The 23613-nt window shown below is 45.7% G+C and carries 20 protein-coding genes, 2 tRNA genes and 1 pseudogene; 3 read left to right on the top strand and 20 right to left on the bottom strand.

Going from position 1 to position 23613, the window contains the following annotated elements; genetic code table 11:
- Window positions 1-212: 212 nt before the first annotated feature.
- Together mltF and AR383_RS22435 are read left to right on the top strand one after the other, a co-directional pair.
- Window positions 213-1499, top strand: a complete 1287-nt coding sequence (gene mltF, locus AR383_RS06650; protein ID WP_198150238.1) for a membrane-bound lytic murein transglycosylase MltF — start codon at window positions 213-215, stop codon at window positions 1497-1499.
- A 106-nt stretch (window positions 1500-1605) separates the two neighbouring features.
- On the top strand, window positions 1606-1737 hold the full coding sequence (locus AR383_RS22435) for a hypothetical protein (RefSeq protein WP_257720936.1): 132 nt from the start codon (window positions 1606-1608) through the stop codon (window positions 1735-1737).
- On the opposite strand, the gene tadA is transcribed toward AR383_RS22435, so the two are convergent.
- From tadA to rlmE, 15 genes and pseudogenes are all read right to left on the bottom strand, one after another.
- Window positions 1717-2226: a tRNA adenosine(34) deaminase TadA gene (tadA, locus tag AR383_RS06655; protein ID WP_083481522.1), complete on the bottom strand. Its 510-nt coding sequence runs from the start codon at window positions 2224-2226 to the stop codon at window positions 1717-1719. The two genes, AR383_RS22435 and tadA, sit on opposite strands and share 21 nt — an antisense overlap.
- Window positions 2227-2366: 140 nt before the next feature.
- Window positions 2367-4481, bottom strand: coding sequence for a polyribonucleotide nucleotidyltransferase (pnp, locus tag AR383_RS06660; protein ID WP_055732428.1), 2115 nt, complete (start codon window positions 4479-4481; stop codon window positions 2367-2369).
- A gap of 184 nt (window positions 4482-4665) precedes the next feature.
- Complete coding sequence (rpsO, locus tag AR383_RS06665) at window positions 4666-4935, bottom strand: 30S ribosomal protein S15 (protein ID WP_055732429.1); 270 nt, start codon at window positions 4933-4935, stop codon at window positions 4666-4668.
- Window positions 4936-5037: 102 nt separating this feature from the next.
- Window positions 5038-5985 (bottom strand): tRNA pseudouridine(55) synthase TruB, encoded by a 948-nt coding sequence (truB, locus tag AR383_RS06670; RefSeq protein WP_055732430.1) that lies wholly within the window; start codon window positions 5983-5985, stop codon window positions 5038-5040.
- Window positions 5985-6398: a 30S ribosome-binding factor RbfA gene (rbfA, locus tag AR383_RS06675; protein ID WP_055732431.1), complete on the bottom strand. Its 414-nt coding sequence runs from the start codon at window positions 6396-6398 to the stop codon at window positions 5985-5987. Before rbfA ends, truB begins: the two co-directional genes overlap by 1 nt.
- Window positions 6399-6487: 89 nt before the next feature.
- On the bottom strand, window positions 6488-9157 hold the full coding sequence (gene infB, locus AR383_RS06680; RefSeq protein ID WP_055732432.1) for a translation initiation factor IF-2: 2670 nt from the start codon (window positions 9155-9157) through the stop codon (window positions 6488-6490).
- A 22-nt stretch (window positions 9158-9179) separates the two neighbouring features.
- Window positions 9180-10676, bottom strand: a complete 1497-nt coding sequence (gene nusA / locus AR383_RS06685) for a transcription termination factor NusA (protein WP_055732433.1) — start codon at window positions 10674-10676, stop codon at window positions 9180-9182.
- 12 nt (window positions 10677-10688) lie between these two features.
- Window positions 10689-11117: a ribosome maturation factor RimP gene (rimP, locus tag AR383_RS06690; RefSeq protein WP_055732434.1), complete on the bottom strand. Its 429-nt coding sequence runs from the start codon at window positions 11115-11117 to the stop codon at window positions 10689-10691.
- Between the two features lie 181 nt (window positions 11118-11298).
- Window positions 11299-11375 (bottom strand) — tRNA-Met (locus AR383_RS06695).
- A gap of 53 nt (window positions 11376-11428) precedes the next feature.
- Window positions 11429-11514 (bottom strand) — tRNA-Leu (locus AR383_RS06700).
- Between the two features lie 19 nt (window positions 11515-11533).
- Entirely contained in the window at window positions 11534-11878 is a 345-nt protein-coding gene (gene secG, locus AR383_RS06705) for a preprotein translocase subunit SecG (RefSeq protein WP_055732435.1), read from the bottom strand.
- A 159-nt stretch (window positions 11879-12037) separates the two neighbouring features.
- The gene (glmM, locus tag AR383_RS06710; RefSeq protein WP_055732436.1) at window positions 12038-13375 is read right to left on the bottom strand and encodes a phosphoglucosamine mutase; all 1338 of its coding nucleotides are present in this window, start codon (window positions 13373-13375) and stop codon (window positions 12038-12040) included.
- Window positions 13375-14205: a dihydropteroate synthase gene (gene folP, locus AR383_RS06715; protein WP_055732437.1), complete on the bottom strand. Its 831-nt coding sequence runs from the start codon at window positions 14203-14205 to the stop codon at window positions 13375-13377. Before folP ends, glmM begins: the two co-directional genes overlap by 1 nt.
- 65 nt (window positions 14206-14270) lie before the next feature.
- Window positions 14271-16192, bottom strand: a pseudogene (ftsH, locus tag AR383_RS06720) (ATP-dependent zinc metalloprotease FtsH).
- A gap of 57 nt (window positions 16193-16249) precedes the next feature.
- Window positions 16250-16879 (bottom strand): 23S rRNA (uridine(2552)-2'-O)-methyltransferase RlmE, encoded by a 630-nt coding sequence (gene rlmE, locus AR383_RS06725; protein ID WP_055732438.1) that lies wholly within the window; start codon window positions 16877-16879, stop codon window positions 16250-16252.
- Between the two features lie 114 nt (window positions 16880-16993).
- On the opposite strand from rlmE, the gene yhbY reads away from it, so the two are divergent.
- On the top strand, window positions 16994-17290 hold the full coding sequence (gene yhbY, locus AR383_RS06730; protein WP_055732439.1) for a ribosome assembly RNA-binding protein YhbY: 297 nt from the start codon (window positions 16994-16996) through the stop codon (window positions 17288-17290).
- A 29-nt stretch (window positions 17291-17319) separates the two neighbouring features.
- On the opposite strand, the gene AR383_RS06735 is transcribed toward yhbY, so the two are convergent.
- From AR383_RS06735 to carA, 5 genes are all read right to left on the bottom strand, one after another.
- The gene (locus AR383_RS06735) at window positions 17320-17802 is read right to left on the bottom strand and encodes a hypothetical protein (RefSeq protein WP_055732440.1); all 483 of its coding nucleotides are present in this window, start codon (window positions 17800-17802) and stop codon (window positions 17320-17322) included.
- 137 nt (window positions 17803-17939) lie between these two features.
- Window positions 17940-18545: an HAD family hydrolase gene (locus tag AR383_RS06740; RefSeq protein WP_157051659.1), complete on the bottom strand. Its 606-nt coding sequence runs from the start codon at window positions 18543-18545 to the stop codon at window positions 17940-17942.
- Window positions 18546-18600: 55 nt separating this feature from the next.
- Window positions 18601-19077, bottom strand: a complete 477-nt coding sequence (gene greA / locus AR383_RS06745) for a transcription elongation factor GreA (protein ID WP_055732442.1) — start codon at window positions 19075-19077, stop codon at window positions 18601-18603.
- A gap of 146 nt (window positions 19078-19223) precedes the next feature.
- Window positions 19224-22442, bottom strand: coding sequence for a carbamoyl-phosphate synthase large subunit (gene carB / locus AR383_RS06750; protein ID WP_055732443.1), 3219 nt, complete (start codon window positions 22440-22442; stop codon window positions 19224-19226).
- A gap of 19 nt (window positions 22443-22461) precedes the next feature.
- Window positions 22462-23604 carry a glutamine-hydrolyzing carbamoyl-phosphate synthase small subunit gene (gene carA, locus AR383_RS06755; RefSeq protein ID WP_055732444.1) on the bottom strand — a complete coding sequence of 381 codons (1143 nt, stop codon included), beginning with the start codon at window positions 23602-23604 and terminating at the stop codon, window positions 22462-22464.
- Window positions 23605-23613: the final 9 nt, after the last annotated feature.

A 23613-nucleotide genomic window follows, 5' to 3' on the forward strand; every position in this document is an offset into this window, starting at 1 on the left:
ATAAAAATAATAGCGTGGAAACTCACTGTAATGATAAACAAGCAACGCATCACCCTCCTTCTTACGTTGCTCGTTATGTTCATCTTGCAAGGCTGTGAACCCAATCCCTTTATTTCCCAACTAGAGCAAATCCGCCAACGAGGCACGCTTCGGGTGGGCACACTATATAGCCCCAAGTATTTTATTACGACCAACACGAACAACCCACCGGGCTGGAATATGAGCTCTTAGAAGATTTTGCTCAGTACTTGGGTGTTGAATTACAAATGGTGCCGCTTTATAACCCAACGGAATTATACCGAGGCTTACACAAACAACAGGTTGACTTGTTGGCTGCCGCGCTCTCACCCACCAAGGCACTGCGAGAAAACTTTCGTTTTTCTCCTGAGATTTATCAGGTCAACGCAAAATTGGTCTATAAAAAGAATACCCTTAGACCTCGCGATATGAGTCAAGTTGATGCACCTATTTGGATTACTTCAGGCAGTTACCATAAACCCTTGCTGCAACCTTATATTAAAGAAAACCCGCAACTCAGCATCGAAGAAACTGATCGCTTAGATAGCAGCGAATTATTAAAAAGCATCGTTGATGAAGATATTCGTTTCGCCTTAGTCGACAATACCACCCTCGCCTTACATCAGCGTTTTTATCCTGATTTAGCCGAAGCTTTTACCCTGGAAAATGATACCCCGGTGGTATGGTTGTTAAATCGTTTTCGCGACGACAGCTTATATAGTGCAGTGATCGAATTTATTGGTGACAAACATAGCAGCGGCGCAATTGCCCGCTTATATGAACGCTATTTCGGACATATTCAACGCTTTGACTACGTAGATACTCGCGCCTTCCTACGCGCCACCGAAAGTCGCCTGCCTAAGTATCAAGATTGGTTTGAACAATATGCCGGACAACTCGATTGGCGATTGTTAGCCGCTGTGTCTTATCAGGAATCACATTGGCGGCCTCGCGCTAAGTCTTTCACCGGAGTGCGTGGCATGATGATGCTCACCTTACCCACCGCTAAATCGGTCGGCGTGAATAATCGCCTCGATCCCGAGCAAAGCATTCGTGGCGGAGCCGAGTACCTGCAGAAGCTCATTGCTCGGGTGCCCGATAGCGTACGCGAAAACGATAAAATTTGGTTTGCCTTAGTCGCATATAACATCGGCTTTGGTCACATGTTAGATGCTCGAAGAATTACCCGCATGTTAGGCGGCGATCCAGACGCTTGGGTGGATGTTAAAGAAAACCTGCCACTACTAATGCAGAAGAAATGGTATCAGCAAACCCGTTACGGCTATGCTAGAGGCCAAGAAGCCTATAATTATGTGAATAATATTCGTCAGTACTATCAAAGTCTACAATGGTTGGATGCACAGAAGAAAGAAGCTGAGCGCCGTGAAGCACTGATCAAAAACAGGCCGCCTTATCCAGAGGATAATTCCCTAGAAGAAGCAGTAGAGTCAGAAGATCTAGAAGTCAGCACCAATAATTGAAGAATAATATTGATTTTTTGTCACATTACTGTCATGTTTTATGCTTAATCTGAAATGGAGATTAATAATAGTAAAGCGTCCTGCCTAACATAATGGAGAGGATAGTATGATAAGAAAGAAACGCACCCTTCAATCGCCACGTCGCCGTATTCAATTGGCACGCCAGCATCGTAAGGTTCTATTAAGACAACGTTCCTATATTTTGTCTGAAATGGGCTTAATCAGCAGCGCTGAATAAGTCTCCCCGTTGTTGTTTTTTTCGCAGCTTGTGTTGTTCACGACGCTTGCGAAAAAAACGACTAATATGCTCACTGCACACTGCTTCTAAAACACCGGCTTCTATAGCGACTCGATGATTTAAGTTATCGTTATCAACGATATTAAATACGCTACCAGCGGCTCCTGTTTTTAAGTCGCTAGCACCAAATACCAAACGTTTAACTCGAGCATGAACCATCGCCCCTGCACACATAGAACAAGGCTCTAAAGTGACATATAAAGTGGTATCTAATAAGCGATAGTTACCCAACTTTTCACCCGCTTGACGCAGCGCTAAGACCTCGGCATGGGCGGTCGCATCATTTAAACTAATAGTTTGATTCCAGCCCTCTCCCACCACTTCACCTTGATAAACTACAATCGCGCCCACCGGCACTTCACCTTGGGCTTCAGCTTTTTCTGCTAGGCGCAAAGCATAATTCATCCAATCTATATCGGTATTTTCCAAATCACTGACCTAGTTACTACATGTTGAACTATTGTACCCAGCGACCCTCTTCCAAGAAAGAGGGCTTAGCTGATTGTTTCCTAACTCAAAGGCATAAAAAAACCGGCGATACGCCGGTTTTTACTTACCACAAGTCAGGCTTATTCAGCAGGTTGTTCTGCTGGCGCTTCGCTAGGCTCGGCGGCTTCTTTAATACTTAGACGTACACGGCCTTGGCGGTCTACTTCTAGTACTTTCACCTTAACAAGGTCACCAACGGTTAAGTGGTCAGAAACATTCGCTACACGCTCTTGCGAGATTTGTGAAATATGAACTAAGCCATCTTTACCTGGTAAGATCTCAACGAAGGCACCAAAGTCAGCTAAACGTACAACTTTACCTTGGTAGAATTGACCCGCTTCAACTTCTGCAGTTAATTGCTCGATGCGCTTAATCGCTTCTTGAGCTTGAGCATTATCAGTTGCCGCTACCTTAACTGTGCCATCGTCTTCGATTTCGATAGTGGTACCAGTTTCTTCGGTTAGGGCACGAATAGTAGCCCCACCTTTACCGATCACGTCTTTGATCTTCTCTGGATTAATTTTCAGAGTATGAATGCGTGGAGCAAACTCTGAAATCTCTTCACGAGAAGTACCAATGGCTTGATCCATTACACCAAGAATATGTAAACGAGCACCTTGCGCTTGGCGAAGGGCAATTTCCATAATTTCTTTAGTGATACCTTCAATCTTAATATCCATCTGCAATGCAGAGATACCTTCTGAAGAACCGGCTACTTTAAAGTCCATGTCACCTAGGTGATCTTCATCACCCAAAATGTCAGAAAGCACAACAAACTTGTCGCCTTCTTTCACTAGGCCCATGGCGATACCGGCAACAGAGGCTTTAATGGGAACACCCGCATCCATCAATGCCAATGAGCTACCACAAACAGAAGCCATTGAGCTTGAACCGTTAGATTCAGTGATTTCAGATACTACACGCACGGTGTATGGGAATTCATCACTAGTTGGCATTACCGCTGCCACACCACGTTTTGCCAAGCGGCCATGACCAATTTCACGACGCTTAGGCGAACCGATGAAGCCAGTTTCACCCACACAGTATGGAGGGAAGTTGTAGTGCAACATGAAGCGAGAAGTTTCAACACCGGTGAGTGAATCAATCATCTGTGCATCACGCTCAGTACCTAAGGTACAAGTCACTAAAGCCTGAGTTTCACCACGCGTAAATACCGCACTACCGTGGGTACGTGGCAATACGCCAGTCATTACGTCTAACGCACGAATCATGTCTGGTTCACGGCCATCAATACGTGGCTCACCAGCAATAATGCGTGAACGTACTACGTTTTTCTCAAGTTTACCTAGTTCATCACTCACATCTTGTGGGTCAAGACTTTCATCTTCAGCCGTTAATGCTTCGACAACCGCTTGTTTAATTTCACCAACTTTAGTGTAACGCTCTGCTTTGTCAGTGATTTGGTAAGCTTCAGTAAATTTAGCTTCAGCTAGCGCTGCTACTTTATCTTTTAGCTCAAGGTTGGCAACAGGTGCTTCCCATTCCCAAGCAGGCTTAGCCGCTTCTTCACATAATTCTTTAATGGCAGTGATCACCGCATTTGACTGCTCATGACCATACATTACCGCGCCCAACATCACTTCTTCAGACAACAGTTCGGCTTCAGATTCAACCATCAATACGGCACTTTCAGTACCCGCAACCACTAGGTCTAGTTTGCTCTCTGGAAGCTCTTCTGTTGTTGGGTTAAGAATGTAATTACCATCGATGTAACCAACACGTGCAGCACCAATTGGACCATTAAATGGAATGCCAGAAAGGCTTAATGCCGCAGAGGTACCAATCAGCGCAACAATATCAGGTTGAACTTGTGGGTTAACTGATACTACGGTGGCAATAACCTGTACTTCGTTGACAAAACCATCGGGGAACAATGGACGAATAGGACGGTCAATCAAACGTGCGATTAAGGTTTCTTCTTCAGAAGGACGACCTTCGCGCTTGAAGAAACCACCAGGAATTTTACCTGCTGCGTAAGTACGTTCTTGGTAGTTAACAGTCAACGGGAAGAAATCTTGGCCAGGTGTAGCGGTTTTCTTGCCCACTACAGATACAAATACACTTGTATCGTCCATAGTAACCATTACAGCAGCTGTGGCTTGACGAGCAAGCGCGCCAGTTTCAATGGTGACTGTATTCTCACCGTATTTAAACGTTTTTACGATAGGATTCACGTGAATTTCCTTTAATTTATGTTCTCTTTTCAATTCGTGCCAAAGTATAAAGCAATGGCTGGCTAAAAGATAACTTTATCCTTACGAAAAACCTTGTTATGTCGTCTGTTTATGCGTTTTTTTTAAGCAACAAAAAAGGGAGCCACTAGGCTCCCTTTCGGTATTCTTCTTGGCGACGTTAAAATTAACGGCGTAGACCCAATTTTGCGATAAGCTCAGCGTAGCTGGCTTGGTCTTTACGCTTCAAGTAGTCTAAAAGGTTACGACGTTGGCTAACCATACGTAGTAGACCACGACGGCTGTGGTGATCGTGAATGTGCTTCTTGAAGTGACCTTGCAAGTGGTTGATTTGTGCGGTTAACAAAGCAATCTGAACTTCAGAAGAACCAGTGTCTCCCTCGGCACGTGCGTATTCTGCTACGATTGCTGCTTTTTCTGCGCTACTTAGTGACATTACTAACTCCTAAAAATGTGAATTTACTCATCGCCAATCACTAACTCAGCGATGAAGGACGCGCATTATATAGCGCGTACCTAGTACATGCAAGCAAGACGCTTAACTATCGTTACTTTGAATCAATCGTTTGGGCGCGACTAAGCCATCATCATTAACTTGGCCAATACCCACGAAGCGTCGCTGCTCACCAATGGTCAAGCGAAACACTTGATCTAATGGTGCGCCGGCGATTTGTAGTGGCTGCCCATGTAACAAGTAATCACCTAAGGCTTGCGGAATATTCACTTCAGCTAAGTGAGCTACTGCGCTATCCATGGGTAATAATAAAGGATCTAATAAGTCTTTAGGAGCGATCTCTTGCTGCTGCGCTTGCTCCAGCAAGGTCTCAAGCAGCTCCAAGCTTACCATTCGCTCACTTGGGTAAGTGGCAACTTGGGAGCGGTGCAATTTCACCACATGGGCACCACAGCCAAGAGCTTCACCAAGATCGTCAATAATGGTGCGAATATAGGTACCTTTGCTGCAATGCACATCTAGCGTCAACATATCGCCTTCCAGAGAAATAAAGTTATTCTCATACACGGTAATCGGCCGAGCTTCACGCTCAATGGTAATGCCCTCACGAGCATAAGCATATAAGGGTTTACCTTGATGCTTTAGTGCTGAAAACATCGACGGCACCTGATTAATCGGCCCTCGAAAGGCCTGCAAGGCGGCTTCGATGTCTTGGGCATTCACTCGTACTTCACGCTGCTCTACGATTTCGCCATCGGAATCAGAAGTATTGGTTCGCACGCCCAGTTGCGCGGTCACCTGATAACGTTTATCGGAATCCAACAAAAACTGGGAAAACTTCGTGGCCTCACCTAAACAGATTGGCAGCATACCGGTCGCAAGGGGGTCTAAAGCACCAGTGTGACCGGCTTTTTGCGCAAAATAAATTCGCTTTACTCGTTGCAAAATACCGTTGGAAGAGACCCCAGTTGGCTTGTTGAGCAGCAGCACGCCATCAATAGCGCGCCCCTTTTTTCTGCGGCCCTGTCCCATTATTCGCCCTCTTGCTCAGGCTTGTCGATATCACGACCAGATTGCTCAGCTTTGCGCTGATCATCTTTTACCGCTTGGCTAGCAAGTTCAGTCATACGCAAACCTTCACGTAGCGAACCATCATATTGAAAACGCAGCTCGGGTACCGCACGCAAGCGCATCGCTTTAGCCAGCAAGTGACGCACATAACCCACATGTTCTTCTAAGGCTTCTAGACTGGTTTTTACTGCCTCATCACTATCATCTAGAAAAGTGACGAAAACTTTTGCGTAGGCAAGGTCTCGAGTAACTTCAACGGCCGATACGGTCACCAAGCCCAAACGAGAATCGCGCACTTCGCGTTGCAATATCACCGCGACTTCTTTTTGTATTTGTTGGGCCACCCTATCTGGGCGGCTAAATTCTCTAGGCATCACACTTCTCCTGATACCACTCCCAAAGGAGTATTGAAAACACAAATGGGGGCGCATGCCCCCATCTTAAAGATTGCTTAGCGCAGCGTTTATAAGCTACGTTTTACTTCAACAATCTCAAATACTTCGATTTGGTCACCAGCACGAACATCATTATAGTTCTTCACGCCGATACCACATTCCATACCATTACGTACTTCGTTAACGTCATCTTTAAAGCGGCGAAGTGACTCTAATTCACCTTCATAAATCACCACGTTATCACGTAATACGCGAATCGGATTAGAACGCTTAACTTGACCTTCAAGTACCATACAACCAGCAATAGCGCCCAGTTTAGGTGACTTAAATACGTCACGTACTTCAGCAAGACCCATAATTTGTTGTTTAAACTCTGGTGCCAATAGGCCGGTCATGGCGCTTTTCACTTCGTCGATTAAGTCATAAATCACACTGTAGTAGTGTAAATCTACGCTTTCCGATTCAATGATGCGTCGAGCAGAAGCATCTGCACGAACGTTAAAGCCAAGCACAATCGCGTTAGAGGCCGCAGCCAAGGTAGCATCGGTTTCGGTAATACCACCCACACCACGACCAATGATGTTCACTTTCACTTCGTCGGTAGACAACTTGGTCAATGAGTCGGCAATCGCTTCCAAAGAACCTTGTACATCAGATTTCAGTACAATGTTTAGCTCTTGAACCTCACCTTCTGCCATATTGGCGAACATGTTCTCAAGTTTAGATTTCTGCTGACGGGCCAGTTTCACATCGCGGAACTTACCTTGACGGTACAAGGCAACTTCACGCGCTTTCTTCTCGTCGCGCACAACAGTGGCTTCATCACCAGCTTGTGGTACCCCAGAAAGACCGAGGATTTCAACAGGAATGGATGGGCCTGCAGTTTCGATGTCTTTACCATTCTCATCTTTCATTGCACGGATACGTCCGTACTCTAAACCACAAAGAATGATATCACCGCGCGTCAGCTGACCGTGTTGAACCAAAATAGAAGCAATTGGACCACGTCCTTTATCTAGGCGAGACTCAATCACTACGCCCGAAGCTGCGCCAGCATGACTAGCCGTTAGCTCAAGTACGTCAGATTGCAAAATAATGGCTTCTAATAGGTCATCAATACCTTCACCGCTTTTCGCGGATACATGAACGAACTGTACGTCGCCGCCCCAATCTTCAGGGATAACTTCGTGCTGGGCCAATTCATTTTTAACGCGATCTGGATCGGCGGCTTCTTTATCGATTTTGTTTACAGCCACAACCAAAGGCACTTCAGCGGCACGGGCGTGCTGAATCGCTTCGATAGTCTGAGGCATAACACCATCATCGGCGGCCACCACCAACACAACGATGTCAGTCGCTTTAGCACCACGAGCACGCATAGAAGTAAACGCGGCGTGTCCAGGCGTATCCAAGAAGGTAATCATATTACCGTTGGTTTCAACGTGATATGCACCAATATGCTGAGTAATACCACCCGCTTCGCCATCAGCCACTTTGGCACGGCGAATATAGTCAAGCAATGATGTTTTACCGTGGTCAACGTGACCCATGATGGTCACTACCGGAGCACGAGTAGTTTGCTCACCAGTAGACTCGGCTTCTTGCATCACTTGCTCTTCAAGCGCATTCTCTTTAACAAGGATGACTTTGTGGCCCAATTCTTCTGCCACTAGAGTGGCAGTTTCTTGGTCAATGACTTGGTTAATGGTCGCCATTGCGCCCATCTTCATCATCGTTTTAATCACTTCAGTAGCTTTAACCGCCATCTTGTTAGCTAGTTCGCCAACAGAAATGGTTTCACCAATACGAACTTCACGCTCTACTGGTTGAGCAGGCTTGTTAAAGCCATGCTGCATAGTAGTAGGGGTAGCCACTTGGCGTTTATTCGCTTTACGGCTGCCACGGCGACCACCACTGTTGTTATTGTCTTCATTTTGCTTAGCTTTACGCTTTTTACGGCGTGGGGCTTCGGCTTTTTGCTCTTGTTCGTCTTCTGCAGCACGTGCATAAGTAGAAGTCGTTGTATGGTAATCAGCCGACTCTTCACGCTTTTTACGCAATTTTTCTTCTTCTGCCCAACGAGCGGCGTTTTCGATAGCCAGTTTCTTCGCTTCCTCAGCTTTACGTTCAGCTTCGGCTTCGGCTTTAGCAAGAGCGGCTTCTTCTTTTTTACGCAAGATTTCGGCAGCTTCTTTTTCCGCTTCTAGTTGAGCAGGCGTTTTATCTTCTGCAGGTTGTGCGCTTTCTTTAGCTTTTGCAGCGGCGGCAGCTTTTTGCTCACGCTTGGCTTTTTCTTCGGCTTCACGTTTAGCTTTTTCTTCAGCTTCACGTTTAGCCTTTTCTTCGGCCGCTTGTTTAGCTGCTTCAGCTTCTAGACGGGCTTGCTCTTCGGCTTCAAGGCGCGCTTTTTCTTCTGCTTCTTGCTTAGCTTGTTCTTCGACTGCACTACGCTTCACGTAAGTACGCTTTTTACGTACCTCCACTTGAACCGCGCGCGACTTACCACCGCTACCAGATACACTTAAGGTACTTTTAGTGGTGCGCTTTAAGGTCATACGGCTAGGCGAAGCTTGTTCGCCATGCTGTGACTTTAAGTGCTCAAGCAATTTTGCTTTTTCTTCTTGGCTCACTTTATCAGTCAGCGTTTTGTTAATCCCGGCATCGGCAAACTGTTGGATCAGTTTGTCTTCGCTGGTTCCCACGTCGGTCGCGAGTTGTTGTATTGAAACTTCTGTCATCGGCTAATATCCTCCGTCGACCTTATTCTTCGTCGCCGAACCAGCAAATCTGTCTGGCGGCCATAATCAATTCGCCGGCTTTCTCATCCGACAATTCTTCGATATCTTCTAGATCATCTATACCTTGTTCCGCAAGGTCTTCTAAAGTAATAATCCCTTTACTGGCTAATACAAAGGCTAGGTGACGCTCCATACCTTCAAGAGCAAGTAACTCTTCGCTTGGCTCTGCGTTGTCTAAAGACTCTTCTTTCGCCAGTGCTTCGGTTACCAAGGCGGCTTTCGCTCGCTCACGCAGTTCATTAACGATATCTTCGTCTAAGCCTTCAATGCTTAGTAATTCGTTAACTGGAACGTAGGCGATTTCTTCAAGCGTAGTGAAACCTTCTTCTGCCAATACCGTCGAAAACTCTTCATCAATATCAAGATACTGAACAAAGGTGTCGATGGCTTTCTGTGCTTCAGCCTGATGCTTCTTATTGGCATCCTCAACCGTCATCACATTTAGCTCCCAACCGGTAAGTTGCGAGGCTAAGCGTACGTTCTGACCATTACGGCCAATCGCTTGCGCCAAATTATCTGCTTCAACCGCGATATCCATAGAGTGGCTATCTTCATCCACTACAATAGATGCCACTTCGGCTGGCGCCATAGCGTTAATTGCAAACTGAGCTGGGTTGTCATCCCATAAAACAATATCAACACGCTCGTTATCTAACTCACCTGATACGGCTTGTACACGTGCACCACGCATACCCACACAAGCACCTACAGGGTCGATACGACGGTCGTTACTCTTCACGGCAATTTTAGCGCGAGAACCAGGATCACGAGCGGCGGCCTTAAGGTCGATCATCTCTTCGGCGATTTCTGGCACTTCGATGCGGAACAGTTCAATCAACATTTCCGGACGAGTACGACTCATAAATAACTGAGCACCACGCGCTTCAGGCTTAACTTCGTACAATAAACCACGAACACGGTCACCAGGACGGAAAGCTTCGCGTGGAAGTGATTCTTCACGGTGAATAACCGCTTCAGCGTTATTGCCTAAATCAACGATGATATTTTCGCGGCTCACCTTTTTCACAACACCTGTTACCAATTCGTTAACTTGGTCGAAGTATTGCTCAACAACTTGAGCGCGCTCAGCTTCTCTTACCTTTTGTACAATCACTTGCTTAGCAGTTTGAGTGGTAATCCGGTCAAAAATAACCGACTCAATTTGCTCTTCTACATAGTCACCCAGCTCAATGCTCGGATCTTCAAACTGAGCGGCTTCTAAAGTGATTTCACGGTAAGGGTTTTCGATAGCTTCTTGGTTCTCTACCACTTTCCAGCGGCGGAAAGTATCAAAACTACCGTCTTTACGATCGATATCGACACGTACTTCAATATCGCCTTCGTATTTTTTCTTAGTCGCAGTTGCTAAAGCAATTTCCATTGCTTCAAAGATTTTTTCACGCGGCAATGCTTTTTCATTTGATACCGCATCAACAACCAACAAGACTTCTTTGTTCATTCCTGACCCTCTTTAGTCAAACTGGGGAACTAGATGCGCTTTCTGAACGTTACCCAGCGCGATCCGATGTTGTTCTTGATCTACTGCTAAAACGAGAGTGTCGTCTTCAACAGCTATAATTTCACCCTGCCATTTACGGCGATTATTCACTGGCATACGCACCTGTACAAAGGCTATCTCGCCAATAAAACGCTGATAATGTTCCGCTTTAAAAAGAGGGCGTTCTAAACCCGGAGAAGAAACCTCGAGGTTATATTCAGTGCTGATTGGATCTTCAACATCCAAAATAGCACTGGCTTGCCGACTAACGTCTGCACAGTTATCTACATTGATGCCATCTTCATGATCGATATAAAGACGGACAATAGAGTGCTTACCAGCGCTCACATATTCGATACCTAATAACTCGAAACCCAGCGCTTCTACGGCAGGTGTCAGCATTTCAGTTAATCGTTGTTCTATAGTTGCCAAGGTTCCCCTCCAGAAACAAAAAAAGGGCGTAAAGCCCAGTTCTAGCACCTAAGGTGGTGCGGCGCGAAAATAACAAAAAGCCCCGGTGAAGCGGGGCTTTAAAATTTCTGAGCCTTTAACACTATCTAATACTCGTTAAGTACTTGATAGTTGGTTGCGGGAGCCGGATTTGAACCGACGACCTTCGGGTTATGAGCCCGACGAGCTACCAGACTGCTCCATCCCGCGTCCGAATGCCGAGGATTATAACAATCACTCTGACAGGATGCAAAAATAACTATTGGTACCGAGAGCGGGACTTGAACCCGCACGTCCATAGGACACTACCCCCTCAAGATAGCGTGTCTACCAATTCCACCACCTCGGCAAATTTAGTACTAGGGATTCTAGTTTGGTACGTCGCTAGCTGGATTCGCAGGAGATGCTGGTACATCACCTTGTGGCGCAGTCTGCTCAGCCACTGGCTGTGACAAATCACTCCACTCATCAACTTGCTGATGTTGTTGGGTTGAAAGGTTACCCAAGACCAAGCTGATAACGATAAACAAAGTTGCGCAGATAGCTGTTGCTCTAGTTAAAAAGTTACCAGAACCACTAGAGCCAAATACCGTGTTTGATGCGCCAGAGCCGAATGAAGCGCCCATGTCAGCGCCCTTGCCTTGTTGGATTAAGACTAATCCAATTAAAGCCAACGCTACGATTAAATAAACTACTAATAAAATTTCGTACATTCTTTTTCACCTAAGTGTGGGTCGGTCTTTTTTCCGACCGTCAATTAGTGAAGCACTAGTCACCAAAGCGGGCGAATATTAACGAACCTCTGTCGCTAATACAAGCATCTACTTAAAAAATCTTTTGCCTAGTGTTCAACCGTTTAATTATTGTTCGCTTTAGTCGCAAGCGGCTCTTACTGCCTCTGCTATATCGTTAGCACATTGCTCAACTAAAGCTGAGTCTGCCCCCTCAACCATTACACGTAGTAGCGGCTCAGTTCCTGACTTTCTTAGCAGTACACGGCCACTATCGCCTAACTTGTTTTCGGCCTTCGCTTGAGCCTGTTTAACTAGCTCGCTACTTAGCGGATCTGAATTGCCCTTAAAGCGAACATTAACCAATAACTGAGGATACAGGGTTAAATCTTTCAGTAGGCCTCGTAGGCTTTGCTTTTGTGCCAACATAGCAGCGAGAACTTGCAAGGCAGCCACAATACCATCACCGGTAGTGGTATGGCCTAAACAAATAATATGGCCGGAATTTTCTCCGCCATAAGTCCACGCATTTTCAACCAACTGCTCCATTACATAACGGTCACCGACCTTAGCACGCACAAATGGAATGTCCATTGCGGCAAACGCTTGCTCAAGAGCAAGGTTACTCATTAAGGTTCCGACAACCCCGCCAGTAAGGTGCTTACTCAGTTTGGCGTCCTTGGCTAAAATATACAGGATCTCATCACCATCAACTTGCACACCGTGTTGATCAATCATCATCACACGGTCACCATCACCATCTAGGGCAATTCCTAGATCGGCTTGATGTTCAAGCACCGTTTCAGCGAGCAAGGCGGTATCAGTGGCACCACATTTTTCGTTGATGTTTAAGCCATCTGGCTGATTACCAATGGCAATAACTTCTGCACCCAATTCAGCAAATACTTTAGGAGCAATGTGATAGGTCGCACCGTGAGCACAATCCACCACAATTTTCAGCCCCGCTAAATTAAATTTATTGGGAAAAGTACTTTTACAGAATTCGATATAACGCCCAGCGGCATCTTCAATTCTGCGCGCTTTACCTAAGGCAGCTGAGTCCACACAAGTCATCGCTTGATCAAGCTGAGCTTCAATGGCTAATTCCACCTCATCGGGTAGCTTAGTGCCAAAAGCCGAGAAAAACTTAATACCATTATCGTAATAAGGGTTATGCGAAGCACTAATTACAATACCGGCTTCAGCGCGAAAAGTTCGGGTTAAATAAGCGACAGCAGGGGTGGGCATTGGTCCAACAAAACTGGCTTGAACCCCGGCAGCTGACAGCCCTGCTTCGAGTGCAGATTCCAACATATAACCAGAGATCCGCGTGTCTTTACCAATTAACACCTTACGCGTGCCGCTACTAGACAAGACCTTCCCTGCAGCCCATCCTAGCTTTAATGCAAACTCTGGAGTAATCGGGTACTCCCCTACTTTCCCTCGCACGCCATCGGTGCCAAAATATCTTCTTGTCATTATTTACTCATCTGTACTTTTGAATAGACCCGTAAAGCATCTGCGGTCGCGGCGACATCGTGAACCCTAAAAATATGGGCCCCTTGCTGCACCGCGATCAAAGCGCCAGCAATACTAGCGGCCTCCAACTCAGTTGGTTTTTTATCTAGCAACTTGCCAAACATGCTTTTACGTGACATCCCTGCAAGAATAGGTAGACCCAGCTGATTAAATTCGCTTAAATGCGCTAACAGCTTAAAATTGTGGTCCAAAGTTTTACCAAAACCAAAACCAGGGTCAACTATTATATTCTCTCGCTGAATTCCTGCTGCAACACAGCTCTCAACTCGTTGCTTTAAGTAAGTCATCACTTCGCTGAGCACATCCTCATAATGAGGATTAGACTGCATACTGCGCGGCTCACCTTGCATGTGCATAATACACACAGGAACGCCACACTCTGCTGCCATTTGCAGCGCACCGGGCCGCTCTAAAGCACAAACATCATTAATGATATCGGCACCGGCAGCGACGGTTTGCTGCATCACCTCTGGTTTACTGGTATCTATCGATACCAAGCAGGAAAAACGTTGTTTTATCTCAGCCACCACATCCACGGTACGCGCCAATTCTTCTTCAACCGACACAGCGGCAGCACCAGGACGGGTAGATTCACCGCCCACGTCAATAATATCTGCCCCCTGCTCTAGCATTTGTTCAACCCGTAACAAAGCTTGCTGCGGACTCAGGTAACTTCCGCCATCAGAGAACGAATCTGGTGTTAAATTTAAGATGCCCATGACAACCGGGCGCTGAAACTGGTGAGAACCAATATTAAATGAAATAGTCATATCTGTTACTTATAAAAATAAAAAAGCCCTGCAAGTAACTTACAGGGCTAGTTCATTATTGTGGATTATTGCGCAGGGTCTTCACCCATATCCTTAGGTTGCTCCGCTGCGGGCTCGCTACTCGCTTCCACTTTATTACCAGAATCAGCGGGAGGAGGAGTCGAGTTAGAATCATCCCAATCAGCAGGTGGACGAGGCGTTTTACGCTCCATCAAATCATCGATCTGCTTGGCGTCAATGGTCTCGTACTTCATTAATGCATCTTTCATCGAGTGTAGAATATCGATGTTTTCTTTAAGCAATCTTTCAGCACGCTGATAGTTACGATCAATCACCGAGCGAATTTCAACATCAATGGCTTTAGCCGTATCATCAGACATATGCTTAGTTTTTGCTGCGCTACGGCCAAGGAACACTTCACCTTCTTCGTCAGCATACAGTAGTGGCCCCATCGATTCAGATAGACCCCACTGAGTCACCATCTTACGGGCAATTTCAGTAGCACGTTCAATATCATTGCTTGCACCAGTAGAAACCTTTTCATCTCCGTAGATTATCGACTCAGCTAAACGTCCACCATAAAGGCTGGAAATCATGCTTTCTAAATGCTGCTTACTGTGACTTACGCGATCTTGCTCAGGCAAGTACATGGTAACGCCAAGCGCACGCCCGCGAGGAATAATACTCACCTTGTAAACAGGATCGTGTTCAGGGACTAAACGGCCAACAATGGCATGACCCGCTTCGTGATAAGCGGTCATTTCCTTCTCACTTTCGGTCATCACCATAGACTTGCGCTCTGCGCCCATCATGATCTTGTCTTTGGCTTTCTCGAACTCTTCCATAGAAACAGTGCGTTTACTGCCGCGAGCGGCAAATAACGCAGCTTCGTTTACTAGGTTAGCCAAGTCAGCGCCAGAGAAGCCCGGGGTACCACGAGCAATCACAGCTGCATCTACGCCTTCACCAAGAGGCACTTTACGCATATGTACTTTTAGAATTTGTTCGCGGCCACGGATATCAGGCAAACCAACGGTCACTTGGCGGTCAAAACGACCAGGACGTAATAGCGCTGGGTCTAATACATCTGGGCGGTTAGTCGCGGCAATAACGATAATGCCTTCATTACCTTCGAAACCGTCCATCTCAACTAGCATTTGGTTCAAGGTTTGTTCACGTTCATCGTGTCCGCCCCAAGACCTGCGCCACGCTGGCGGCCTACCGCATCGATTTCATCGATAAAGATGATACATGGAGCTGATTTTTTCGCTTGCTCAAACATATCACGAACCCGCGAAGCACCAACACCAACAAACATTTCTACGAAATCAGAACCTGAAATAGTAAAGAATGGCACTTTAGCTTCACCAGCAATGGCTTTGGCTAATAAGGTTTTACCCGTACCTGGAGGACCAACCATTAACACACCAGTGGGGATTTTACCGCCCAACTTCTGGAATCTCGTAGGGTCACGTAAGTAATCAACTAGCTCTGCTACTTCTTCTTTGGCTTCATCACAACCCGCTACGTCAGCAAAAGTGGTTTTGATTTGGTCTTCGCTCATTAAACGCGCTTTGCTTTTACCAAAAGACATCGCACCTTTACCGCCACCGCCTTGCATTTGACGCATGAAGAAGATCCATACACCGATTAGCAATAACATTGGGAACCAAGAGATGAAAATAGAGGTTAATAAACCCTGCTCTTCTGGCTTTTTGCCCAATACTTTAACGTTATGGTTAAGCAGATCATTCATTAGATCTCTGTCGTGCAAAGGAATGGTTGTACTAAATTTTTCACCAGTGCGTTTAATACCATTAATTTCTTGGCCACTAATGACCACTTCTCGAATCTGCTCTTGGTTAACTTCCTTTACAAAGGAAGAGTAATCCATTTGCCGCCCACTGGTAGTATCAGTATTAAAGCTTTGAAATACAGACATCAATACTACAGCTATGACCAGCCACAGAATTAGATTTTTTGCCATGTCACTCAAGACGAAAACCTCACCGGTTACTTTTAATAAAAATTACATGCTAGCGTACTATAGTTTAAAGCCGCTAGCTACTATATAGACTTCACGCGATCGTGCGCGAGATGAATTGGGCTTACGAGTTTTTACACTAGTAAACATAGAACGTACTTCCTGCAAATATTGATCAAAGCCTTCACCTTGAAAAACCTTCACCACAAAACTGCCTTTCGCTGCTAACACTTCACGACACATATCTAAGGCTAGCTCAACTAAATACATAGCACGTGATTGATCCACATTATTGTTACCACTCATGTTGGGTGCCATATCAGACAGTACGACATCCACCTTGCTTTCACCTACGCGCTCTAAAAGAGCGTTGAGCACTGCTTCTTCGCGAAAATCACCACATAAAAAATCGACCCCGGCGATGGGGTCCATAGGTAAAATGTCACAGGCGATGACATGCCCGTCTATGCCTACCTGTTCAACGCAGTACTGCGACCAGCCACCAGGGGCAGCGCCTAAGTCAACTACGGTCATACCGGGCTTAAGTAATTTATCTTTATTTTGAATCTCTTCAATTTTAAAAACAGCGCGCGAACGCAGCCCTAATTTTTGTGCCTTCTGTACATAGTGGTCATCAAAATGTTCGGTTAACCAGCGTTTAGAGCTAGCAGTATGTTTTTTATTAGTCACAAATAGTATCCACTATAGTTACAAAACCACTCGGTATAATGATTATAAAATAGTATTAGTCTTTAGATGGCGCTAGAATATGCCTTTTTCAACCCCGAGTAAGCAGAAAGTTTCATGCAACTGACCAACAAACAAAAACAGCACCTGAAAGCCTTGGCTCATAATTTAAAGCCAGTGGTAATGCTTGGCTCCAATGGGCTGACCGAAGGGATTTTGGCAGAGATAGAACTGGCCTTAGCCCATCACGAGTTAATTAAAGTAAAAATTGCTACTGACGATAGAGAAATGAAGCAACTGATTGCCGATACTATCGTAAGTAAAGTGAATGCGGTAAAAGTTCAGGTAATTGGCCACATTTTGGTCATCTACCGCCCCAGTGAAGAGCAAAAAATCGAGTTACCTCGAAAGTAAAAAAAGCGGCTTTAGCCGCTTTTTTATAATTAAACTTCCAGCCTAATCGTTTGATAAAGCTCCGGCTTTGGCTCGGAACTTGACTCGCCATATTTTACATATAACTCGGCTAAAGCAAGCTTTTGATTAACTTGCTTTTGCTGCTGTAAATTGTCGTTAATCCCTTCTAAAGTTTGATAGCTAATCGCTTGACTACCTTCGCCCGGCTTATTCTCTCCGCTGGCTCCAGCATAATAAGCATCGAGTAGCTTTTGCTGGTGATTAACTTCCGATACCCCCAGCACCAAATTACGTTTAACGCTACGCTCTGTCTGCTGATTCTGTTGGTAGTGATTAACTTGTTCACCTAGGTACAGTTGCGCATTGCGCTGCTGCTCTGGAGTAAGCTGCTGATATTCTTCTTTTATTTCATCAACAACATCGCCCAAACTAGCTGTAGTACTTGCCTGACTATGACGAATAGAAGGATTTGAAAGGCTGTAGATTGAGTTGGTGCTAGAGGTAATTTGCATTGAGAGGTTCACCTTAAAACAGTTAAGTAACAACCGCTCCTTGGCGAATTTCTGTACTATAACAAATCACCCTTAGGCAGACAAACATTTTGCATCAATAGCAATAGCTCCCGCAATTACCATCGTTCTCTATCACTTTAGGGGCGCGGTAAAAACTCAGCTAATTGAAAGTCCTTTACTAATACGCAATCCATACCCGCGTTATGACCGGCCTGGATACCAAAAGGCGTATCTTCAAAAACCAAACACTGTTGCGGCTCAACAGCTAAACGCTTAGCGACTTCCAAAAAAGTATCAGGTTCGGGTTTATGGGCTGCCACATCGTCAGCACAGACCATAGCTTGAAATGGACTAACTAAATCTAGGTTTTCAGTAATCCGTTGCATATTAACTCGCTCGGCCCCTGTACCTAAACCGAGCTTTTTAGTATCAGCAAACTCACTTAATAACTGGCAAGTCACAGCAATACGTTCCACCTTGTGCCATAAAGCATCAAAGCCGGCTCGTTTATCCTTAAGCAAACGTGCCGCGTCAATGTCTACCTTATAGTGCTGCTGATATTGCTCCGCAATCTTAAGGGTTGGCATGCCTCCACGTTGAGCGACAAAGTCGATATGCACCGGTAGGTTTTGGTTGGCTAGAGCCTGCTCCCAAGCGGCCAAATGGGCAGGCATAGAATCTACAAGGGTACCGTCCATATCGAAAATTAGCGCCTTATATTTCGAGAAATCGATAGCTAACAACTTTCACCTCCAAACAAAAACGCAGCCTCGGCTGCGTTTTTGAAATAACATTGGTTTAGATATATTCAACACTGACAATTTCGTATTCAACTTCGCCGCCAGGAGTCACCACCATCACTTCATCTTCCACCTGCTTGCCGATTAAACCACGAGCAATAGGAGAGTTAACCGAAATGCGGTTTTGCTTAATATCGGCTTCATCATCGCCCACAATACAATAAGTCACTTCTTTGTCGGTATCTAGGTTCAACAAGGTCACTGTAGAGCCAAAAATCACCTTGCCGTTATTAGTCATCTTAGTTACATCGATCACCTGAACATTGCTCAGCTTAGACTCGATGTCCTGAATGCGACCTTCACAAAAGGCTTGTTGCTCACGGGCAGCATGATATTCAGCATTTTCTTTTAAATCACCGTGTTCACGAGCCACTGCGATGTCTTCGATAATCTTAGGTCGGCGAACATTTTTTAAATGATCTAACTCTTCACGCAATTGGGTTTCGCCACGCACCGTCATAGGAACTGGTTTCATAGTTTTTAACTCAACAAAATTAAGAAATAGAAAAAAATTTGGCTGTCTAAGACAGCCAAATTTACTGGTACTAATATCTGCAGTGTACCGTTATTTTAAGCTGTGGTGAAGATCTTCACCACATTGCCACTGTCGATAAGCGGTGGCTAAACGATACGTTTATGTAAATCTTGAACTGAAGTCACAGTACCACGATCATCCGCATTATGTGCCTGACACGTTGCAAAAGCACCATTTAAGGTAGTGGTATAATTTACCTTTTGCACTAGTGCTTCACGACGCAATTGACGAGAATCTTCAATTGATTGACGCCCTTCAGTGGTGTTAATCACATAGCTGTATTCGCCATTTTTTAAACGGTCAAGAATATGTGGGCGACCTTCATGAACCTTGTTGACTAGGCGCGGGTTAATGCCTGCTTCACCTAGTGCCACGGCTGTACCATGAGTGGCATCCAACTGGTAACCTAGCTCAAGCAGCTTAGCTGCCAACTCGGCAACCCGTTTCTTGTCTGAGTTACGTACCGATAGCAATACGCGCCCACTCTTAGGACCATCGTTACCGATCCCCAGTTCAGCTTTAGCATAAGCTTCAGCAAAGCTATCACCTACTCCCATTACCTCACCGGTAGAACGCATTTCTGGGCCTAAGATAGGATCTACACCATGGAACTTGTTAAATGGCAGCACTACTTCTTTCACTGAATAGAAAGGTGGGATCACTTCTTTAGTGATGCCCTGCTCGGCTAGTGAAATGCCAGCCATAACCCGCGCAGCCACTTTAGCAATCGGTACACCGGTAGCTTTAGATACAAATGGAACGGTACGTGCTGCGCGAGGGTTCACTTCAATTAAGTAAATCTCGTCGTCTTTCACCGCAAACTGAGTATTCATTAAGCCAACTACACCTAGCTCAAGCGCGAGGGCTTTCACTTGCTCACGCATTCTATCTTGAACTTGTGGGCTAAGCGTATAAGCAGGTAGTGAACAAGCTGAGTCACCAGAGTGAACCCCCGCTTGCTCAATGTGCTCCATGATGCCGCCAATCACTACATCCTTACCATCACAAATGGCATCGATGTCAATTTCAACTGCATCGTTGAGGAAGCTATCTAACAACACCGGAGAATCGTTAGACACACTTACGGCTTCATTAAAGTAACGACGCAAGTCTTGCTCGTCATAGACGATTTCCATGGCACGACCACCCAATACATAAGAAGGACGAACCACCAATGGGTAACCGATACGTTCAGCGGCAATCACCGCATCTTCGGTAGTGGTCACCGTGTCATTTTCAGGCTGCTTTAACTTCAAACGCTCTACAGCTAGTTGGAAGCGTTCACGGTCTTCGGCGCGGTCAATCGCATCTGGCGAAGTACCAATAATAGGTACGCCAGCGGCTTCTAACTCACGCGCTAATTTCAATGGTGTTTGACCACCATATTGAACAATAACCCCTGTAGGTTGTTCTACACGAACAATCTCTAATACATCTTCTAAGGTCACCGGTTCAAAGTATAAGCGGTCTGAAGTATCGTAATCGGTAGATACGGTTTCAGGGTTACAGTTCACCATAATGGTTTCGTAACCATCTTCACGCATGGCTAAAGCCGCGTGAACACAACAATAATCGAATTCAATACCCTGGCCAATACGGTTTGGCCCACCACCTAACACCATGATTTTCTTCTTATCAGAAGGTTGTGCTTCACACTCTTCATCATAAGTTGAGTACATGTAGGCAGTATCAGTTGCAAACTCAGCAGCACAAGTATCTACCCGTTTATACACAGGCAATACTTCTAAGCGATGGCGTAACTTACGAATTTCTTTTTCCGACACACCGGTTAACTTAGCGAGACGGGCATCGGAGAAGCCTTTGCGTTTTAGTTTACGCAAAGCCACTTCATCTAAGCTGGCCACACCATCTTTAGCCACTTGTTGTTCATGCAATACGATGTCTTCGATTTGCACCAAGAACCAACGATCGATATTGGTTAGGCCAAATACATCGTCAACACTCATACCAGCTCGGAAAGCATCGGCAATATACCAAATCCGCTCAGCGCCTACATTTTGCAACTCGTGGCGAATAATCTCCATTGCATCAGGGGCGTTTAGATCCACAATGGGGTCAAAACCATCAACACCCACTTCTAGGCCACGCAGCGCTTTTTGCAAAGACTCTTGCTGGTTACGACCAATCGCCATCACCTCACCCACAGACTTCATCTGCGTGGTTAAGCGGTCGTTAGCTCCAGCAAATTTTTCGAAGTTAAAGCGAGGTATTTTAGTAACAACATAATCAATTGATGGTTCAAAAGAGGCTGGGGTTTGACCACCGGTAATGTCGTTTTGCAACTCGTCTAGCGTAAAGCCAACCGCCAATTTCGCAGCGATTTTAGCAATCGGGAAGCCAGTTGCTTTAGAAGCTAATGCAGATGAACGAGATACCCGCGGGTTCATCTCGATAATCACCATGCGGCCAGTATTGGGGCAAATACCAAACTGAACGTTAGAGCCGCCGGTTTCTACACCAATTTCACGTAATACCGCCAATGAGGCATTTCGCATTAACTGGTATTCTTTATCGGATAGGGTTTGTGCTGGCGCAACGGTAATAGAGTCACCGGTGTGCACGCCCATGGGGTCGAAGTTTTCAATGGCACAAACGATAATACAGTTGTCGTTTTTATCGCGCACCACTTCCATTTCGTATTCTTTCCAACCAATTAAGCTCTCATCAATCAATAGCTCACTGGTAGGCGATAGGTCTAAACCACGGGCACAAATTTCATCAAACTCTTGCTTGTTATAAGCAATACCGCCCCCGGTGCCACCCATGGTAAAGGAAGGACGAATAATACAAGGAAAGCCGACTTTTTCTAGCACTAGGTAAGCTTCATCCATAGAGTGGGCAATCCCCGCCTCTGGGCAAGCTAAACCAATGCTTTTCATGGCTTGGTCAAAACGATTACGGTCTTCTGCCTTATCAATCGCATCAGCAGTAGCCCCAATCATTTCAACATTGTATTTTTCCAGTACCCCTTTGCTTTCTAGCTCCAAGGCACAGTTCAACGCTGTTTGGCCACCCATGGTAGGTAGCACTGCATCGGGACGCTCTTTCTCAATGATGCGTTCAACCACTTCCCAATGAATCGGCTCGATGTAGGTGGCATCGGCCATTTCAGGGTCAGTCATAATGGTGGCGGGGTTAGAGTTTACCAAGATTACTCGGTAACCTTCTTCTCGCAAGGCCTTACAAGCCTGAGCACCTGAGTAGTCAAACTCACAAGCTTGACCGATGACAATTGGGCCTGCGCCCAGTATTAGGATACTTTTTATATCAGTACGTTTTGGCATAAGTTCTGCTGCTCTCTACCTACGCTTGGCCGTTAAGGCGCTGCTCAATTAATTCGATGAAATGGTCAAATAATGGCGCCGCATCATGCGGACCAGGGCTTGCCTCTGGGTGACCTTGGAAACTGAACGCGGGTTTATCGGTGCGATGAATGCCTTGCAAGCTTTGGTCAAACAATGAGAAATGGGTCATTGTTAGATTGTCAGGTAAGGTTTTTTCATCAACCGCAAAACCGTGGTTTTGCGCAGTAATCATCACGCGATTTTTTTCGATATCTTTCACCGGGTGGTTACCACCGTGGTGCCCGAACTTCATCTTGATGGTTTTAGCGCCACTAGCTAAAGCCAGAATTTGGTGCCCTAAACAAATACCAAATACTGGAATATCAGTTTCAAGGAAAGCCTTAACCGCAGCGATGGCGTAATCACAAGGCTCTGGGTCCCCCGGTCCGTTAGATAAGAAAATACCGTCGGGATTAAGTGCCAGTACATCCTCAGCAGAAGTTTGCGCCGGGACCACAGTTAAACGGCAGCCTCGGTCAACTAACATACGTAAAATATTACGTTTAACGCCAAAATCGTAAGCCACTACATGGAACTTGCTGTCTTCGCTATCACTAGGAAGACCTTGTTTCAAATCCCAAGAACCCTGTGCCCAAGGGTAAACCTCGGCGGTCGTCACTTCTTTAGCTAAGTCCATCCCTTTAAGACCCGGAAAAGCTTTAGCATCGGCCAGAGCTTGGGTTTCATCAAGGTTATCTCCGGCCACGATACAGCCAGCTTGAGCCCCTTTTTCTCGAAGAATACGAGTCAACTTACGCGTATCGATATCGGCGATGCCGATAACATTACGCGCTTCTAAGTATTCACTTAAACTTTGCTGACTACGGAAGTTACTAGCGATTAAAGGCAAATCACGAATCACCAAACCACAAGCGTGGATAGCATTCGATTCTTCATCTTCTGGGGTAGTTCCGTAGTTTCCAATATGGGGGTAAGTGAGGGTGACAATTTGGCGAGCATATGAGGGGTCAGTTAAAATTTCTTGGTATCCAGTCATCGAAGTATTGAAAACCACTTCTCCAACGGCGGATCCATTGGCTCCGATTGCGGTTCCACGGAACACGGTACCGTCTTCTAATACCAGCAGTGCTGATTTGCTCAAGGCAACCTC

The sequence above is a fragment of the Agarivorans gilvus genome (genome assembly GCF_001420915.1).
GTDB lineage: Bacteria > Pseudomonadota > Gammaproteobacteria > Enterobacterales > Celerinatantimonadaceae > Agarivorans > Agarivorans gilvus.

Excerpts from the sequence above, each read along its gene's own strand:
- AR383_RS22435 (WP_257720936.1), top strand. The coding sequence starts at position 1,606 with ATGATAAGAAAGAAACGCACCCTTCAATCGCCACGTCGCCGTATTCAA.
- rpsO (WP_055732429.1), bottom strand. The coding sequence starts at position 4,935 with ATGTCACTAAGTAGCGCAGAAAAAGCAGCAATCGTAGCAGAATACGCA.
- truB (WP_055732430.1), bottom strand. The coding sequence starts at position 5,985 with ATGGGACAGGGCCGCAGAAAAAAGGGGCGCGCTATTGATGGCGTGCTG.
- rbfA (WP_055732431.1), bottom strand. The coding sequence starts at position 6,398 with ATGCCTAGAGAATTTAGCCGCCCAGATAGGGTGGCCCAACAAATACAA.
- infB (WP_055732432.1), bottom strand. The coding sequence starts at position 9,157 with ATGACAGAAGTTTCAATACAACAACTCGCGACCGACGTGGGAACCAGC.
- nusA (WP_055732433.1), bottom strand. The coding sequence starts at position 10,676 with ATGAACAAAGAAGTCTTGTTGGTTGTTGATGCGGTATCAAATGAAAAA.
- rimP (WP_055732434.1), bottom strand. The coding sequence starts at position 11,117 with ATGCTGACACCTGCCGTAGAAGCGCTGGGTTTCGAGTTATTAGGTATC.
- secG (WP_055732435.1), bottom strand. The coding sequence starts at position 11,878 with ATGTACGAAATTTTATTAGTAGTTTATTTAATCGTAGCGTTGGCTTTA.
- glmM (WP_055732436.1), bottom strand. The coding sequence starts at position 13,375 with ATGACAAGAAGATATTTTGGCACCGATGGCGTGCGAGGGAAAGTAGGG.
- folP (WP_055732437.1), bottom strand. The coding sequence starts at position 14,205 with ATGACTATTTCATTTAATATTGGTTCTCACCAGTTTCAGCGCCCGGTT.
- yhbY (WP_055732439.1), top strand. The coding sequence starts at position 16,994 with ATGCAACTGACCAACAAACAAAAACAGCACCTGAAAGCCTTGGCTCAT.
- AR383_RS06735 (WP_055732440.1), bottom strand. The coding sequence starts at position 17,802 with ATGCAAATTACCTCTAGCACCAACTCAATCTACAGCCTTTCAAATCCT.
- greA (WP_055732442.1), bottom strand. The coding sequence starts at position 19,077 with ATGAAACCAGTTCCTATGACGGTGCGTGGCGAAACCCAATTGCGTGAA.
- carB (WP_055732443.1), bottom strand. The coding sequence starts at position 22,442 with ATGCCAAAACGTACTGATATAAAAAGTATCCTAATACTGGGCGCAGGC.